Origin of the sequence: Pedobacter sp. ok626 (assembly GCF_900100435.1) — a bacterium.
Lineage (GTDB): Bacteria > Bacteroidota > Bacteroidia > Sphingobacteriales > Sphingobacteriaceae > Pedobacter.
Map to the genome: position 1 here is coordinate 68979 of NZ_FNEX01000016.1, position 18706 is coordinate 87684.

Below are 18706 nucleotides of genomic sequence, written 5' to 3' on the forward strand. Positions count from 1 at the left end.
AAATCTTTGATTTTTAATTCTTTTGTTCCTTAATCCTCTTTAGCCCAATTAAATCTGTCGGCCGGAGAGTATTTCCATGGAGCTCCATTGTTTTCAATGTTACCCAACATGGTACTGATACTTGTAGGAGATTGTGATTCTTCCATTACCGCGTACCTTCTCAGGTCGGTAATGATTGCTAAAGGATCTATGTTGATTGGACAGGCCTGTGTGCAGGCGTTGCAACTGGTACAAGCCCATATCTCTTCTCTGGTAATGTAGTCGTCAATTAAAGATTTACCGTCGTCAAATCCTTTACCTGCTTTATCCAGACTTCTGCCTACTTCTTCCATTCTGTCGCGGGTATCCATCATGATTTTACGCGGCGACAATAGTTTTCCGGTAATGTTGGCCGGACAAACAGAGGTACACCTTCCGCACTCTGTGCAGGTATAGGCATTCATTAGATTAACCCAGGTTAAGTCGTTTACATCTTTAGCTCCGAAACGACCAGGTGCAGCTTCTGGTGGTGTAAATGAAGGATCAAGCATCGCTTTAACCTCATTGGTTACACTTTGCATATTCGTAAACTCACCTTTAGGTTCCAGGTTGGAGAAGTAAGTGTTCGGAAACGCGAATATGATGTGGAAGTGCTTAGAGTAGGGCAGGTAGTTTAAGAAAGCAAATATGCCTATGATATGGAACCACCAACAGCCTCTTTCTATCGCAATAAGACCAGCTTCTGTATTTGGTAAAAGATCTTGTAAGAATTGGCTAATTGGAAAAGCTCCGGCAAGGGTGTAATGACCAACACCCATAGTCTGTAATTTGGAGTCTGCTGCGTTTAAAAGCAAAAAGGCCGTCATCAATAGGATCTCAGTAATCAAGATATAATTGGCATCTGATCTTGGCCAGCGTTTCATTTCAACCCCACTAAATCTTTTCAGTTTGAGGATGTTTCTCCTGATTAGGAAGATGGCACAGGCCAACCATACGCCCAGGGCAAGGAATTCGAATGAGCCTATCAAGACATCATATAAAATACCTAAGCCTCCGAATACACGGTGAGTACCGAAGATTCCGTCGATCATGATCTCCAATACTTCAATATTGATGATCACGAAGCCTGCATACACAATGAGGTGTAGGACGGCTGGAATCGGTCTGAAGAACATTTTCGTTTGTCCGAATGCAACTTTGAGCATGGTCATCAGCCTTTTTTGAGGTTGGTCTGACCGGTCTACAGCTCTTCCGAAGCGAATATTACGGATTACTTTCTTTACGTTATAGCTAAATAGAGCTATTGCGGCTAGCGTGATGGCTATGAATAGGATTTGTGACACCATTTGAAATATCTCTTATCGTAAGGCGAAGTTAAAGTATTTCATTTAAAACCGATTATTATGCATGCATAAAATTGAAAATTTAGAGTGGATTTAAATAAAATCACATTATTTTCAAAAAAGATTTTGCTTTTCAAAAAAAGACACTACATTTGCACTCCCAACCGAGGGGGACATGATTACGAAATCATGTTTAAATAAGATGGTACGGTAGCTCAGTCGGTAGAGCAATGGACTGAAAATCCATGTGTCGCCGGTTCGATCCCGGCCCATACCACTGCAAAAAGCTTCAGAGAAATCTGGAGCTTTTTTGTTTTACAGTGATTTTTTGGCATTGAAGTGTAGTGTTTAAAAAATTAATTATGTGAAAGAGAGCGATTAAAGATTATTTCAGCGTTTAGGATATGGTAGTAACAGAAAAGATATTACATTTGCAATCCCAACCGAGGGGAACATGATTACGAAATTATGTTTAAATAAGATGGTACGGTAGCTCAGTCGGTAGAGCAATGGACTGAAAATCCATGTGTCGCCGGTTCGATCCCGGCCCATACCACTGCAAAAAGCTTCAGAGAAATCTGGAGCTTTTTTGTTGTGGTGCCAGGCATGGCAATCGACTATAGGGTGCGAATCCCGAACATGTTGCGACACAAACAGAAGTCGCAATACTGCGAGGACACTATTACGTAGATACAGGGGCTACATCCATAGAAAGTAGATTGTCTTACCCTGGGAGATCTGAATGCAATCTGTCAAATACATGCGCGAATGTAGGCGAGGAAACATTTTCCGGAGAGGGATTATGGGATATTCAGAGGTCAGCCGAAGTCATAGTACCGCAGAGCGGGAAGGACTGAATGTTAGGATGGCAAAGGAAACATAAAGTTTATGCAACCAATGTGCACAATGCCTGGGAAAGAGTTTTTTTTAGTAGTATGCTTGAAGAAATATTAGACATCCGAAATGTACAGAGAGCCTTTAGGCAGGTTACTGCCAATAAGGGTGCCGGAGGTACTGATGGTATGCAGACCGATGAACTTCCTGACTACCTGAATGCAAACTGGCAAACATTAAGATCTGATATCTTGGAAGGTAATTATCGTCCACATGCTGTTAGGAAGGTAGAAATATCCAAAAGTGATGGAGGGAGAAGGATGTTGGGTATCCCACTGTCATTGACCGATTAATTCAGCAATCCATCTCACAATGGCTCAGTCCATTCTTTAACTGTCGGTCTATGTACCTTCTGATCAACTGTTGGTTGATCTGTCCGTTAATTCAGGTAAAGCCGAACAGGCGGATCTAAGTATTTACAACCTTAACGGTACAGCACTATTAAAAACAAAAGTCATGTTGGAGAAGGGGAGTGACAAGTTTACTCTACTTGTAAGTACTATAAAACCGGGAATTCATATTGCCATATTGACTACTAATTCTAATGCAACTAGGTTAAAATCCATTAGATAAAATTATTTTGACCCAGCTTCACCCTTTTACTTTTAAAATTACCCTCTGTATCATAAAATGATCATAGTGTTGGGCCACCTTTTGCGATGACCAATTTTGCCGCACAAACAGGTGAAAATAAAATGAAGGCAATGCCATATGTTTATGAAGACAATACTAGCCATGGCTTTATTAGCTACCTCTTTTATCAGTTATCATGAACTTGCTGAAGGAGGGGAGCTTGTATTTACCATGACCAATAAACCAAAACTCGATGAAAAATAATATACAACATTATGAGCAATTTAGAGACACCATCCGTATTAGAATTCCCAAATTTAGCATCATTTCCAGTTAGTGGAGAAAGTGACAAAATATATATTGCTGCTGATACAAATTTAACCTATCGCTGGGCTACTTCAAATTACACGCTTTTAAATCCGGGTATCACTTTAGGGGAAACTCCAAGCACAGCTTATCGGGGTGACAGGGGCAAAACAGCTTATGACCATAGCCAAATAGTCGGAAATCCTCATGGAACAACTAAAGCTGATGTGGGATTGTCCAATGTTGACAATACATCCGATTTGAATAAACCAGTAAGTACGGCTCAAGAGAGTGCTTTAAATTCTTATAAGGAATCCGCAAAGGCAAATCAAGTGGGGTACTATACTGTGATGATACAGTCGCCTAATATTTATGACTTTGAAACTGCACGGTTGGTTAATGGCTTTTTGTCAAATTCTTCAGGAGCGGTGTCAACTTCAAGTCCTAACACTTATCATCCATCCCCATTTATCCCTTGGGATGCCAATTCAATGGTGTCAGTCGGACTTCAGGGAGCAGTACCAACAGAAGGGTGTTATTCAGTTTTACAGTATGATGCTGCATTTGCGCCCATAACGGCTAGCTGGTCTGGAACTGCTGCTAATCTTAAAACCTTCACCAAATATGCTGGTGCTGTTTATTTTAGGGCAACATTGAGGGAAGGCAGACAAGATCAATTAAACTATGGCAGTGCCGTGTTGCCATATAATGCATACTTTCCTACAATAAACAACAAAATAGGAACAAAAGATGGCTTAGGAAATGAGGTCACATTTAATCCTAATATTAATAGTGCTGCTTTTGAAGCTTTTATGGCTAATTATTTGAATGTCGCGTACCTTAATAAGTCAATCTTACAGAATGCCGATGTTTGGTCTGAGTATACCTTTATAAAGGTGAAAAAAGATGGCACTGGTGATTTTACAAACTTAATGACAGCATTGGCTTCTATTACAACAGCTTCTGCTTCAAATAGATTCATTGTTCAGTTATACGATGATATTTATGGTTATCAGAAGACCGATTTTGTCTTGCCATCTGGTTTGTCTTTTTATGTATTAGCGCATGTTCGTTCCTTCATAAAATTGATGGGCATGAATGGAGTTAGAACAATTTACGGCGAATTACCAGCCAATTTGTTATTGGCTGATTATGAAAATACGGAAACTGTGCACCTGGATGGATTTGGAGAATTAGAAAATATTAGGGTTGTAGCGAAAAACATAAGATACGCACTTCATTATGAGCGGTCAAACGGAATAATAAATCAAAATGCGATATTCAAGGCTAGTAGATGGGAAGCAATACATTTAGGCAGTGAGGAAGTACCTTTAGCACAAAGATGGACGGCTACAGATGCGGTAGGAACAGGTATTACCACAGGAGTTCAATATGATTTTGATGGAGTTAGGATTATTGGGGCCAGGTATGGGTTGCGCATACATTCAAATACGCTTGATCAGATGCCGAATAAATTTGTATTAAAGAATAGCACGTTCGCTTCTATGCTTTCTGATGGCGTTGCAATCAATATTGACAATAGTCCAACTTCAAGGGAGAGCCGCTTTGTTGAGCTGAATAATTGTGCTATCGAAGGGAAATTCTATGTCAACATTTTAGCAAGTTCCGGAATGTCTGGTGTGAATAAAATTGTGCCCTCTATCAAAATTAATGGAGGTGGGAATGCACCTTTTTTCTTTCAAAATGATCAAACATTCGGACAAGTATTGAGGATAACTTCTAATACAACCGGCTCAACGTCGATAGTTAAACTGGTAACAGATGATGCTGGATTATTAGGTAACCTTACTATTGGGAAGGGCTCATTAGGTTTGAAATGTTTTCTATACGGAGATAATGAATTAATACAATCAGGTATTGCCAATAGAAAAAATATAATTGGGCACAGGTTGGGTAATTGTGTTACCGCAAATAAGAATTTGGTGTTAAATATTGATGGTATCAATAGAACTGTTGTATTTAATCTGAATTATTCTGACGGCAATTACGCTGTAGCACCGCTTATTGATGCCAATACTATACTAAATTCAATAAATTCTCAGTTGGCCGGTTACGCAGTTGCTGATTATTTTAGTGTAAACCTTGAATATTATCATGAATGCACTGACGTATTGTTTTACAAGGGGAATATTTCTCCAATATCTTTTATACCAAAAAGTAGCTTTGTGAAATTTGTTGGCTATAATCAATGTAGACTCGCTACAATTGGCGAAATACCAGATGGTATGGCAATTGACGATTTACCAGTTTTAAGTACAATTCAAACTTTAGGTCGGGTGATCAAGAATTGCAAGGTAATAGGTACCGGGAGGTTTGCCCCACTCTTCAATGGTTCATTTTCTTTTGCTGTAGGTGATTGTTTCAAATTGGATGCTTCAGGCAGATTGGAAAAAGACACTGCAGTGAAAGATAGTTTTGCTATCGCGTTATCTTCTTCGTTAATATACATAAAATAGAGATAGTGCAAAAGTCAGAAATGAACTGCAAAAGCTTCAGAGAAATCTGGAGCTTTTTTGTTTTAAAGAGATTTTCCGGGCTCTCAATCCACCGCTCTTTGCTCTTTTAGTGAATTGTTTGATGAATCATCTCGAAAAGGACATAAGCACTCATCATTGTGATCGTCCCATTATGATTTTTAATCACATACTCTTTCACACGTTTTGAAGCCCTTGAAATGTGTGTATTAATTGTTGCATGTGAAATATCCAAAAGCTTACTCACCTCTTCGTAGGATTTTCCTTCAATCTTACATAGTTTAAAAACTGTTTGTTGCTGTGTAGGGAGTGTATTGATTGCTTCGTTGATGACTTTCTGAACGGCTTCCGTTTGTGGCCCTTCCTCATTGAATTCGCTAAAATCAATTTCGTTAAGATTCAGTTCACGCTCTATCTTGATCTCGCGTGCCAGTTTGCGGAAATGATCACAAACGATATGTTCTCCAATTCGGTATAAATAGGCCTTGAATGATTGATTTGGATCTATTAACTCTCGTTTCTGCCAGATCTTCATAAAGAGATCCTGAAGTAGTTCCTCCGCAATAACATCAACTTGAACCATTTTTAACAGCTTCCTGTAAAGTTGAAGATGATACTTGTCGTAAAAGTACCTGAACGCAATTTGACTTCCTGATTTTAGTTCAATCAGCAATAAGTCTTCATCCAGTTCAAGTTCCCTAATTTTCAAGTGTGTTATGAGTTTCTGGTTTTTTTAGCGCAATATATGCAATAAGTGCAATGAATATAAATTTACTTTTTTTTCTCATTCTTGTCATTGATATTTTCAATTTGAACGTATAAGTGTTAAATAGAGAATCCTGTGGACAACAAATTATACTTAAAAAGTTTATATCCAAAGCTGATTAGTCGAGAGATTAGTGAGGAGGAATTGAAATGGTTGCTGGAATATTTTGAAACAAATAATCTGGATGACTTATATCAGATGATTAGGACCGAACTTGAGTTGCCTGACCAGATGGTGTTATCAGCCCCAGCAACCGCACCAGAAATACAAATGGGCTTAGACGTATACAAGCGTATATCTGCTGAAATCGCTAAAGAACAAATGGTAGAGCCCGCTATTAAAAAGCTATGGCCAAGACTTGCTGCGGCTATAGCAATTGCTATGGTACTTTTTGGGGGCGGTTTATTCTATTATTCAAGTCAGCAGCATATAGCGGAATATGGTAATGCTAGTGTGGCAGGGAGAAATGGCGCTACACTTACCTTAGCTGATGGAAAGAAAATCCGATTGACTGACGCCGCCAATGGTGAGCTGGCTAAAGAAGCCGGGATTAGCATATCAAAGACGGCAGACGGACAATTGGTCTATGAAGTTAAGGAGATAACAGGTAAAACAGATCAGGTAAACGTACTCTCTACTGCTAAAGGTGAAACCTATCAGGTGATTTTACCAGATGGATCGAAGGTATGGCTTAACGCAGCAACGACATTAAAATTTCCTGTAAGCTTTAGTGCGACTAAGGAAAGAAAGGTAGAGTTAATGGGGGAAGCTTATTTTGAAGTTGCCAAAGATCGACAACACCCTTTTATTGTAGGTAGTAAAGGGCAACGGGTAGAAGTGCTGGGTACGCACTTTAATATTAGTTGTTATGAGGATGAGGATGCCACTAAAACTACCTTACTTGAAGGAAGTGTGAGGACCAATGATACCTTGTTAAAACCGGGGCAGCAGTCCATTTTAAGAGGTGCTGAGCTAAAAGTTGTTCCTGTAGATATAGAATTGGCAATGGATTGGAAAAATGGCGACTTTATATTCAAAGGAGAAGATTTTAAAACAACGATGCGAAAAATTGCCCGTTGGTACGATGTGGATATTGTGTATGATGCTGATTTAAAAGAAAATATCGAACTGGGTGGATGGGTATCCAGACAAAGTAAACTGTCGGAAGTGCTGCGGAGAATAGAGCTGGCAGGTAATGTTCACTTTAAGGTAGATGGAAGGAGGGTACTGGTGACTAAATAACTACCGATTATAGGATCAAACTTTAAAGATGAAGTCAGAAGTGCTCTGAAACACCCCTGACTTTAGTTTGGCTAAGATTAACAATAAATATCAACCGAATTCGCATGATGCCAGAGCTTCGAACCTACAGGCATAATGCTAACCAAAACCTAAACAAATGTATAAAATTTATACGGAGAAACTGGCTATGTCTAGTGTCCATCTCCATAAACTATTGGTCATTATGCGTCTAACCACCGTCATACTCATAGCTACATTTATGCAAGTTAGTGCCGCCACCTTTGGCCAGCGGGTAACACTCAACGAACAGAAATCGTCAATTGAAACCGTCCTCAAAAAAATAAGATCACAAACCGGCTATGACTTTTTATTTGAACGTAAGTTGATAAAAGAAGCCGGGCTGGTAGATCTTAAACTTAACAATGTAACTTTAGACGAGGCACTGAAGGCGTTATTTAGCCAAATTCCGCTTAGCTATAACATTGACGGCAAAATTGTAGTCATTGAAGCAAAAAAAAAATCTGTATTGGATAAAGTTATAGATCTCTTCAGTGAAATCGACGTAAAAGGCAGGGTAGTAGATGAAGAAGGTAAACCCTTGCCAGGGGCAACCATAAGCATTATCTTTCAGGAATCGTCTGAAAATAAGAAGACAGGAGATTTTTCAATGATGGTTAAAGGCCGAAAAGCTGTTGCAGTAACCGATGCGGCCGGAGAATTTGAACTGAAAAATGTTGATGAAAAAGCATTTATCGTTATTTCTTATACGGGGTATCAGGATTATCCGGTTAAACCTGCAAAAGAACTCGGGACGATTAAAATGAAACTTTCTGGAAACCTCGAAGAGGTAATAGTAAGTACCGGTTATCAAAAAATATCAAAAGAACGGAGTGCCGGTTCTTTTGCCAAACCAGATATGGACGTTGTATCCAACAGAGCAACAAGTATGAATATCATTCAGCGTTTAGACGGTTTAGTACCTGGACTGGTAATCAATAATTCTCCAACATCAGGAAAGCAGCAGTTTCTGATCCGTGGCCTAACAACCTTACCTACAATCCAAAATTATACCAGTGCTTCTCCCTTATTTGTTGTTGATGGAATCGCGATCCCTGATATCTCGTCCATAAACCCACAGGATGTACTTGATGTAACGGTACTAAAGGATGCCACAGCAGCCTCCATCTGGGGTGCACGTGCTTCAAATGGAGTAATTGTGATTACAACGAAAAAAGGAGAGAATAGTCAGAAATTAAGAATCAATTATGATGCATTTGTCAATTTTCAGGGGCGACCTGATATTGAATATTTCCCGGTACTGAATAGCCGTCAGTATATCCAAGCCTCTAAAGAGACTTTTGATCCGGTTAATTTTACCTATAACCCCAATTATTCGCCAGTGCTGGGTGGCACAGGGTACTCGCCTGACAGGCAAATAGAATGGGATCATGCCAGGGGACTGATCTCAGAATCTGTAAAGAATGTAAAGCTGGACAGTTTGGGGGGGATCAATAACCTTAGCCAGATGAGAGATATATTTTATCGTCCGCAAATGCTGATGAACCATAGTCTCTCTTTATCTGGTGGAACTGAAAAATACGCCAATTATACTTCAATGGCATACACCGATAACCAAAATTATACGCCGGCTAACAAGGACAAGACTTTTAAAATAAACACCCGAAACGATTATACTTTTAATAAACAGATTCGGGCTTACCTTATAGGAGATCTGACTAATCAACGAACGGCTTCAAACCGTGCAGTTTCCCCTGATAACAGGTTTCTGCCTTATCAGTTGTTTCGTGAAGCGTCTGGAAATAATATAGATATGTCTTACCTGGGCCTTTTGCCTGGCTCAGACATCACACGATTATCAAGTCTGACCGGTCGGAATTTAAAGTATAATCCACTTGCGAACCAGGAAACAGGCACCACCAACAGTAATGCCCTAATCGCCCGCCTTACGTCAGGGATTACTGTTAACCTTTCTAACGGACTGCGGTATGAAGGCGTATTTGGTTATCTTAGAGGGACAAACCGGACAACAAACTACGACGACAACACCAATTACAATCAGAATATTCTGTTGCTTCAGTTTGCCCAGAATAATAATGGAACTATCAAATATAATTTGCCCAATACCGGCGGCAGATACACCACTTCCAATTTAACAGATGAAAACTGGACAATTAGAAATCAGCTGGTATACGATTATGCTTCAAGCAACCAGCTTCATCAGGTTACCGCACTGGCAGGGTATGAGGAGCAGGAGCAGAAAAACATAGTCACCCGAAGTACAGTTTATGGTTACGATCGGAATGCGGAAACTGCTGCGTTACTGGATTACAATTTATTGGCAACAACTGGTATAGCAGGAGGCATTCTTCCTACACTCGCAGGTAATGCAAAGTTTGGTGCAAATTCGACGCTTGGTGAAGCTCCTTTTGCACAGCATGAATCGTTGTTAAGGTTCAGATCTTATTATGCCAACCTGGGCTATACCTATGATAAAAAATACACTTTAAATGCTAGCTGGAGACAGGATAAAAGCAATCTTTTTGGGATCAATAAGTCTGCACAGCGTAAACCTGCTTGGAGCATTGGCGGTAAATGGACGATTAGCAAGGAAGCGTTTATTCAAGACAACAGCATTATTAACGACCTGTCGGCCAGAATTACTTATGGTATAGGAGGAAATTCTCCCTTACCCGGAAAAAGTGCAAGCCAGGATGTGTTGGCACCTGTTGGGAATGTTTACGTTCCTGGAGGACAGGGATACAGGATACTTACCGCCGGTAATAAAAACCTAACCTGGGAGCAGACCCGAACACTTAATGTCGGCCTGGATTTTTCTTTGCTGGATCGTCGCCTGAATGCTTCACTTGATTTCTATCAGAAGAAATCAACCGATCTGATCGGACCACTGGAGGTAAATCCATTTACCGGTTTCCCTACTATTGTAGGCAATGTGGGAGATCTTTCAAATACGGGGGTAGAAGCTTCTATTAATTCTGTAAATATCCGGAGCCATAACTTCCAATGGAGCAGCTCCTTTACCATGTCATATAACAAAAATAAAATCACTAAGATCAATTTACTAACAGCTGTAAGTACTGGGCGCGACAAACTCAATGCTCAGTATTTGCAGGATTATCCAGCGTTCTCGGTGTTTGCTTATAATTATGCGGGGCTTGATGCTGCCGGAAACCCATTGGTGAGACTTTCAGACGGCAGCACTTCGTTAGGTATGACCGATTTGGAGCTACCCAAAGCAGATGATGTATTGTTTAAGGGGGTATTTCAGCCAGCATGGAGTGGCGGATTGTCCAACACATTCGGATATAAAGGTTTTTCGTTCAGTATCAATGTCATTTACAACCTTGGTCATGTCATGTTCCGTGATGTAAATCGTACCTATGAGGAATCTACAAATGGTTATGGCTTCATCGCAAATCAGAGTTTTCAAAGCGGCAATCTGCATGCTGAATTTGCCAATCGCTGGCAAAAATCCGGTGATGAAAGTATAACCAATATTCCTGGCTATAAATCAAGAGCCGATAATTTAAAAAGAAACACGGACTATTATAGTTATGGTAACCTGAATGTAGTGAGCGCCTCGTATATGAAAATTAGAGACCTAGGGCTTACTTATACATTTCCCCGGTCTATAGCCTCCAAAATAAAAGTTGAAGGCCTGAGTCTGCGTGCAGGGATGACCAATATTATGCTTTGGAAAGCCAATGATTATGACATTGATCCTGAATTTCAGGATGCGCGCTATGGCTTAAGAACGTTGCCTACAGGGCAAAATGCATTTAATGTAGGCATCCATTTAACCTTATAAATACTAAAGCCATGTTTTACAATATAAATATTATAAAAATAGCTGTCCTTACGATATTAACGATAAGTTTCAGTTCTTGCAAAAAAGACTTCCTTGAGGTTGTTCCAAAAGGCGTTGCCATTGCTACCAATACCTCAGATTATGAGCGTTTGCTGAATGATCCTAATCTCAACATCCTATTGTCGGCCTCGCAAATAGTGATGTCTGATGAATTGGCTGGATTTATGCCATTATACTCTGTGGGATCAGGAGTTGCCACTGTAAGTGATCAAAAAGCATTTGAGTACCAGGATGATATTTATTTAGCAGCTGAAAGTAGCTCGGAACTGACTCAGCTTGAAAGACAATTGTATACCTACAATAAGGTGATCAACGAGGTAATGGAATCTAAAGAGGGGAATGATAACCAGAAAAAAGCATTACTTTCCGAAGCTCTTGCTGGCAGGGCATGGGTCCATTTTATCCTGATCAACTATTATGGCAAACCCTATAATTCCGCAACCGCCGCTTCGGATCCTGGTATTCCATTGGTGACAATAGCTGATGTAACCCGTACTACCTTTACACGTGCTTCAGTACAAGCGGCGTACGACCTGATTATTACTGATTTAACCAAGGCTATCCCTGATTTACCTGTTCAGATCATCAGCAGACACCGTATGTCAAAATCTGCCGCAGAGGCTATTCTAGGGAAAGTATATGTATATATGCAGCAATTTGATAAGGCCTTACCGGCATTGACATCGTCTGTTTCAAATCTATCAAATGCAAGCATCTCGGTAGGATTGTACGACTTCAACGGGGCATTCAATGTTGGAGGAGCTTTTTATCCCGCCAATCCTATTACAGGGCCCAACCGTTTTAACCTGGCTACTGATAAAGAGGTTCTGTATTTTAAAAACTTCCTCAATTATTACAGTTATATTTATTCCGGTATTCCGGTAAGTCCCCAAACTGCAGCATTGTACATAAAAGAAGATCTGCGCCTCAATTTTTTCACGACTTCTCCTTTCCCGCCAACCGGGGCCATATATCCGAATAAAATGATGAGGTGTTATGGCAGGTATAACAATATGGGCATAAATGTTCCCGATATCTATCTGTTAAAGGCCGAATGCGAATCACGTACAGGTGACCTTACAAACGCAGTTAATGACCTGGTCACTTTCCGTAAAACAAGAATGCAGAAAGATGTGGCAAACGCAGCAGATGTCCCGGCAAGTATTGCTTCGGATAACGTGGCGCTTACTAAATATATCTTAGAAGAAAGGATCAGGGAGTTTGCAACCACAGGTGAACGCTGGTGGGATATGCGCCGGCTCTCCGTTGATGATACCTACAAATCGACCGTTGGCATGGTACATAACGTGTATGATGCATCGGGCAACGTTATAAAATCTTATCCTTTAAAGCCGGAAAGATTAACATTTCGTTTTCCTCAATACATTATAACTGCGAACCCCGGTTTGAAACAAAATCCATAAAAACAAGGACAAAAATTAAAAGATTTTAATAAAGAGAACCATGAAAAAAATAATCATGATGTCCATACTATGCCTGTACGTAGGTATAGTATTCGGACAAAAAGGAGAAACAAAAGTCACCATTGAGATTACCGCTACAAGACCCGATTCTATCTGGGTCGCCGGCTATGGCGATGTTTTTTTTGCCAAACCAAGCAAAGACAATAAGTATGTATTGCATTTTAAGCACGAGAAACCTTTAAAGGTTAGAATGGGATTTGACAAGCCGGAAAAAAGGAGTATGAATTTATATCTGGAACAGGGAGACCAGCTGAATATCGTTACTGACTTTGATAAAAACACCTCATTTTCGGGCAAGGGTGCCGAAAATGCCAGGGTATTCCAGGAGTGTACAAGGGTGTATGCATCAGCATACGAAAAGAAGAGAATGGAAATTGGTGATAAAATACTGAGCCCAGCAGATGCTATTAAAACTTATTATGACCTTGGGCAATTGAAGTTAAATACGCTGGAAGCCAGCAGGCAAAAAGTTAGCGCAACATTTTATAATGACTGCTTTATTTCTTTTTCATGTGAAAAGCTGGGGCTACCGATTTTGCTCCCAAAATACTATGTTACGCCAGAGAAAAAATTCTCTGAATGTATTCCGGATAGTTATTGGGATCTGGGAAAAGATATCCGAATAGACGACCAATTCAGCACAAATCCTGATTATATGGGATTTATGACGAATATTTTTCCGGTTTTTTTAAGCAATAAGGAAAAGTTCAAACAAGGAACTTTAGACAAAATCTTGTCGCCTGAAGCAGAGCTGAATTTTAAGATTGCACTTGTTGAAAAATTATATCCGGAAAAGCTAAAACGTGCTGCTCTTTTTGGGATTGTAAATACTGCTGTGGTTAGCAGCAAAGAGCTATCCCTGATTAAGCCATTAATGGACGATTATATAGCTAAATATGCCACTGAAGCCCAGGCAAAGGAATTAAGAGCTAATTACCTTAAAGTGGATAAGCTATCAGCCGGAAAAACGCCCCCACCTTTTATTTTAAAAGACCTGGACGGTAAAGATGTGACCCTAAAGGATTTTGCCGGAAAAGTGATCTACATGGATTTCTGGGCGAGCTGGTGCTCACCCTGCAGGTACGAAATGAAAAATGGGAGCCCTAAACTACATGCGAAATTTAAAGATAACAAGGATGTGGTTTTTCTGTACATCAGTATAGACAGTAAAGAAGAACCTTGGAAAAAAGCTATTGCCGATGATAAAATAGAAGGTATACACTTGCTGTCGCTTGGCGGAACAAATAGCCCTGTCGGAAAGGCCTTTAACATTACGGGTATTCCACATTATGTGATCATTGGTCGCGATGGAAAAATATTCGACAATAATGCATCCAGACCAAGTGAGGATAAGACGGTTGGACGTATTAATGAAGCTTTAGGAGCAAAATAAGAATTTCATTGGCTCCTTTCTAACAAATCAGGCCTATCCGATTAAACGGATAGACCTGATTTGTTATACACCCTGCTTAACCAAAATATACCTTCTGCGTAAAGGCCTAGGCGCGCTTTGCTCCCCTTCAGGAGCCCAAGAGATGCCAGCCTTCGAGCAGAATGGTTTATTTTGTATCTTTAAAGCGGAAATGACTAAACCTACTAACCTTCATAAAATTGCCACGCGAATATTACTAATCGTAATATTCAACTGCTTTTTCATGCGCTCATTTGCTCAGTTATCCTTTGATCATTTATCGGTCACTAATGGATTATCTCAAAGTACCGTTTTATCTATATGTAAAGACAGTAGGGGATACATGTGGTTTGGTACCCGCGACTGTCTGAATCGCTATGATGGTAGAGGTGTTAAAATTTACCATACAAACCCTGATGATCCTTCAACCATAAGCTCGGAAGATTATATCTATGCTTTGCTGGAAGATAAAAAGCAAAACCTATGGATTGGGACGCAAAACGGCCTTAATCGGTATATTCCTGAGAAGGATGCCTTTGAGCGTATCCCATACAACCAGAACGATCCGAATAGTATCAGCGATAAGATCGTGCTTTCCATATTTTCCGATAGCAAAGGGAAGATCTGGTTCGGTACTAATCTAGGCTTAAGCATGCTGGAAAACGCTGCTTCCAGAAAGTTTAAAAGGTTTTTTCAAAAAGACGGGCTGGCGGGGAATTCTATATACGCAGTTTTTGGAGATAGTAAAGGCAATATTTGGGTAGGGACTACTGAGGGCTTGACCAGGATGACCTTAAAGAATGGCGAGTATACCTTTACGACCTTTCGTAATAATCCCGCTGATCTGAATAGTATCAGTGGAAATTTTATCAGAACCATTGTTGAGGATAAGCAAGGGAGAATATGGATAGGGACAGAAGCAGATGGTTTGAATTTGTTTATACCTGAAAGCGCTTCTTTTAAAAGATTTAAGTATAATCCTGCTGAGCCACATGGACTGAGTAATAACATTGTCCGCAAAGTAACTGTAAGTAAAAAAGGTGATTTATGGGTGGCGACCATGAACGGCTTGAATATTTTAAATCCACATACCTTAAGGTTTACCGACTTTAAGCACGATTCGGATAACCGTAAGAGCTTAAGTGATAATTCTATTAAGGACATTTATGAAGATAATCAGGGCTCAGTTTGGGTGGGTACTAATTTTGGAGGTGTAAATGTTACCCACAGTAATACCATTCCATTTACGGTTTATAAATACAATAAATACAAGAACAGTATCAGCAGCGACATCATCAGCGTTATTGAGGGGGATGAAAAGGGAAATCTTTGGATTGGTACTGAAGGGCATGGCCTTAATTATTTCAACACTAAAACCGGTGAATTTAAAAAGTATGTGAACGATGCTCGTGATCCGGGAAGTCTAGGTAATAACACGATTAAGGCCATCTATCGAGATCGCAAGAACAGAATCTGGATAGGCTTATTTCAAGGGGGACTTGAGCTTTTTAACCCAAACACTGGTAAGTTTAAGCACTACAAACCTGACCCCATGAATCCCAGAGCGCTAAGTTTTGGCTATGTAAGCAGTATTGCTGAAGATGATCAGGGGAGGCTGCTTGTCGGTACTTCATCAAAAGGATTAAATGTATTTGATCCAGAGCAGGAAAACTTCTCTGTAATTAGTGATGTGCCTACCTCATCCGGGCTAAGGCTGAGTAGCAGTTACATTCGTTTTGCTTATACTGATTCCAAGAAAAATCTTTGGGTGGGTACACCACGGGGACTCAATTTATTAAAGGATCAATCCAAACAATTCGAATTTTTCTTCAAAGGGAGTAGCAAGGATAGTCTTAAATCAGGTCAGGTCAATTGTATAAGGGAAGATCAGCAAGGTAACATCTGGGTAGGCTCTTTACGAGGAGGCTTGAGCCTTTATCATCCTAAAACCAATTCCTTTACAACCTATACTAAGGCAAATGGTATGGCGAGCGATAATATCATTGATATTTTGGAGGACAATGAAGGTAACTTGTGGCTGAGTACAGACCGTGGCCTTACTAAGTTTGATAAGCAACGAAAATTCTTTAAAAATTATAACATTACAGATGGATTACCTGCCAATGAGTTTAACGTGAATTCCGCTTATAAGGATAAAAGCGGGAAGCTTTATTTTGGCAGCTACAACGGCTTAGTAAGTTTTACTCCCCGCGACATTAAGGTGAATACCCATGTGCCGAAAATTGTGTTTTCTGGTTTAAAGCTATTCAATAAACCCGTAGCCATTAATGGGCCAGATCATTTGTTGAATCAGGACATTAGTTTTACCAAGGAGATTACCTTTTCGGCAGGACAAAATATTTTTACCATTGATTTTTTAGCTTTAAGCTATATACAGCCGGGGCGTAATAAGTATGCCTATAAGTTGGAAGGCTTTGAAAAGGATTGGAACTATGTCAATATTCCATCAGCAACCTATACCAACCTACCGTCTGGCAAGTATCGGTTTTTAGTGAAAGCCAGTAACAATGATGGCCTTTGGAATGAAAACCCTGCTAGTCTGGAGATTCGTATCCTACCACCAATGTGGCGTACCTGGTGGGCATACCTACTTTATTTTATAGCAGGCTCAGCATTGCTTTATTTCATATTGCGCTTTAGTCGTAGACAACAAAGGCTGGAGTCGGAGTTGTATTATGAGCACCTGAATAATGAGCGGCAACAAGAGCTTTACCAGATGAAACTGGATTTCTTTACCCGGATATCACACGAGATCCGGACACCACTAACCCTCATCTTTGCACCACTTGAAAAGCTGATTAACCTCACTAAGGAAAACAATACCGTTAACCAGCAGTTGACGGGTATTAAGAGAAATACTGACAGGTTGCTAAGGTTGATCAGTGAGTTGTTAGACTTTAGAAAGATAGAAACAGGCAATGCCAAACTACAGGTTTCAGAACAGGAGTTGGTTTCTTTTTGCCGCGGTATTTACGATGCTTACGAAAGCCTGGCTGAGATTAAAAATATAGATTATAGCTTTAGCAGTACCGAACCTCAAATTCAGGTGTATTTTGATGTCAGCCAGATGGAGAAAGTGTTTTTTAACATCCTTTCCAACGCGTTTAAATATACACCCGATGGTGGAAAAATAAGCTTCGCTATCTATCTGGAAAATGAGCAGGTAAAAGTGGTTATTGCCGATACCGGTATTGGGATTCCTATAGAGGCACAAGATAAAATCTTTACTAATTTCTACCAGGTAAAATCGAGGGCGGTTACAGCTGAAGGTTGGGGAATAGGTTTGGCATTGGTTAAAAATATAGTAGACCTGCACAAAGGAGAAATTTCGGTTTCCAGCGTGCCGGCTATAGCTGGGGAAGGTGGAGAAACTAGTCTGACCGTTGTTCTTTTACTTGGTAAAGCTCATTTTACGGAGGAAGAGATGCTGAATCGGGATAGAATCATGACAGCTGTAGGGGATGTTGCTATATCAACGATCGCTGAAGCCGATGAGGAAAGAGAATCTATTCCTGAAGAGAAAAAATATACCATTCTGGTTGTCGAGGATAATGATGAATTGAGAGGTTTTATTGTGCAGTCGCTGCAAAATACTTATCACATTCTGGAAGGCCTGAATGGGCGGGAAGGTTGGGAGATGGCTATTGCACATGTTCCCGATGTGATTATTAGTGATGTGACCATGCCCGAAATGGACGGTCTGGAACTTTGTGCCAGATTAAAAAAGGAAGAAAGAACCAGCCATATCCCTGTAATTATACTTACTGCTATGGCATCGCAGCTACATTTGGTTAATGGATTGGAGGCAGGAGCCAATATTTATATTACCAAACCTTTCAGTATCCAGGTTTTGGAACTCAGTATCCGCAACATTTTACAGGGCCGCGAGGAGCTGAAGCAGAAATACATGCGTCAGGTAATGCTGACCCCGAGAAGGCTTGAAACAGAATCGCCAGAGGATAAGTTTTTGAACAGACTGATGCTTGTGATTGAGGAAAATATGGAAGATCCTGATTTTAATGTGGGTAGCCTTGTTGAAGATATTGGAATGAGTCAGACAGTACTGTACAAAAAGATCAAAGCCATTACCGGTTTATCCATTACAGATTTTATCAAATCACAACGATTAAAAAGAGCCGCTCAGTTATTGTCGGAGGATAAATTGAATATTTCGGAAGTAGCTTATTCTGTTGGTTTCAATGATCGGAAGTACTTTAGTAAAGAGTTTCGCAAGCAATTTGGTGTAGCTCCCTCGGACTATGTTCAAAAAACAGATTAGACCCCC

At 40.1% G+C, this 18706-nt stretch carries 11 protein-coding genes and 2 tRNA genes; 11 read left to right on the forward strand and 2 right to left on the reverse strand.

The window, feature by feature from the left end; genetic code table 11:
• Positions 1–29: 29 nt before the first annotated feature.
• Positions 30–1325, reverse strand: a complete 1296-nt coding sequence (locus tag BLS35_RS20545; protein ID WP_090784951.1) for a 4Fe-4S dicluster domain-containing protein — start codon at positions 1323–1325, stop codon at positions 30–32.
• 201 nt (positions 1326–1526) lie between these two features.
• Between BLS35_RS20545 and BLS35_RS20550 the strand changes: the two genes are divergently transcribed.
• From BLS35_RS20550 to BLS35_RS20570, 6 genes are all read left to right on the forward strand, one after another.
• Positions 1527–1599: transfer RNA gene (locus BLS35_RS20550), tRNA-Phe, on the forward strand.
• Between the two features lie 206 nt (positions 1600–1805).
• Positions 1806–1878 (forward strand) — tRNA-Phe (locus BLS35_RS20555).
• Positions 1879–2257: 379 nt separating this feature from the next.
• The gene (locus BLS35_RS20560) at positions 2258–2509 is read left to right on the forward strand and encodes a hypothetical protein (protein WP_207909141.1); all 252 of its coding nucleotides are present in this window, start codon (positions 2258–2260) and stop codon (positions 2507–2509) included.
• A gap of 70 nt (positions 2510–2579) precedes the next feature.
• On the forward strand, positions 2580–2789 hold the full coding sequence (locus tag BLS35_RS28415) for a T9SS type A sorting domain-containing protein (RefSeq protein WP_165973354.1): 210 nt from the start codon (positions 2580–2582) through the stop codon (positions 2787–2789).
• 144 nt (positions 2790–2933) lie between these two features.
• Positions 2934–3053, forward strand: a complete 120-nt coding sequence (locus BLS35_RS28325; RefSeq protein ID WP_139205891.1) for a glycoside hydrolase family 92 protein — start codon at positions 2934–2936, stop codon at positions 3051–3053.
• A gap of 11 nt (positions 3054–3064) precedes the next feature.
• Positions 3065–5572 carry a hypothetical protein gene (locus tag BLS35_RS20570; RefSeq protein ID WP_090784958.1) on the forward strand — a complete coding sequence of 836 codons (2508 nt, stop codon included), beginning with the start codon at positions 3065–3067 and terminating at the stop codon, positions 5570–5572.
• A gap of 106 nt (positions 5573–5678) precedes the next feature.
• Here the strand turns inward: BLS35_RS20570 and BLS35_RS20575 are convergent, their stop codons facing one another.
• Positions 5679–6299 (reverse strand): RNA polymerase sigma factor, encoded by a 621-nt coding sequence (locus BLS35_RS20575; RefSeq protein ID WP_165973355.1) that lies wholly within the window; start codon positions 6297–6299, stop codon positions 5679–5681.
• Between the two features lie 132 nt (positions 6300–6431).
• Here BLS35_RS20575 and BLS35_RS20580 point away from each other — a divergent pair, with 132 nt between their 5' ends.
• The 5 genes from BLS35_RS20580 to BLS35_RS20600 all read left to right on the forward strand — a co-directional run bounded on the left by BLS35_RS20580 (position 6432) and on the right by BLS35_RS20600 (position 18700).
• Positions 6432–7598: a FecR family protein gene (locus BLS35_RS20580; RefSeq protein ID WP_254779004.1), complete on the forward strand. Its 1167-nt coding sequence runs from the start codon at positions 6432–6434 to the stop codon at positions 7596–7598.
• 157 nt (positions 7599–7755) lie between these two features.
• Positions 7756–11445 carry a SusC/RagA family TonB-linked outer membrane protein gene (locus tag BLS35_RS20585; RefSeq protein WP_090784966.1) on the forward strand — a complete coding sequence of 1230 codons (3690 nt, stop codon included), beginning with the start codon at positions 7756–7758 and terminating at the stop codon, positions 11443–11445.
• An 11-nt stretch (positions 11446–11456) separates the two neighbouring features.
• On the forward strand, positions 11457–12929 hold the full coding sequence (locus tag BLS35_RS20590; RefSeq protein ID WP_090784969.1) for a RagB/SusD family nutrient uptake outer membrane protein: 1473 nt from the start codon (positions 11457–11459) through the stop codon (positions 12927–12929).
• 40 nt (positions 12930–12969) lie between these two features.
• Positions 12970–14382, forward strand: coding sequence for a TlpA family protein disulfide reductase (locus BLS35_RS20595; RefSeq protein ID WP_090784972.1), 1413 nt, complete (start codon positions 12970–12972; stop codon positions 14380–14382).
• Positions 14383–14644: 262 nt separating this feature from the next.
• Positions 14645–18700, forward strand: coding sequence for a hybrid sensor histidine kinase/response regulator transcription factor (locus BLS35_RS20600; protein ID WP_090785191.1), 4056 nt, complete (start codon positions 14645–14647; stop codon positions 18698–18700).
• Positions 18701–18706 lie beyond the last annotated feature (6 nt).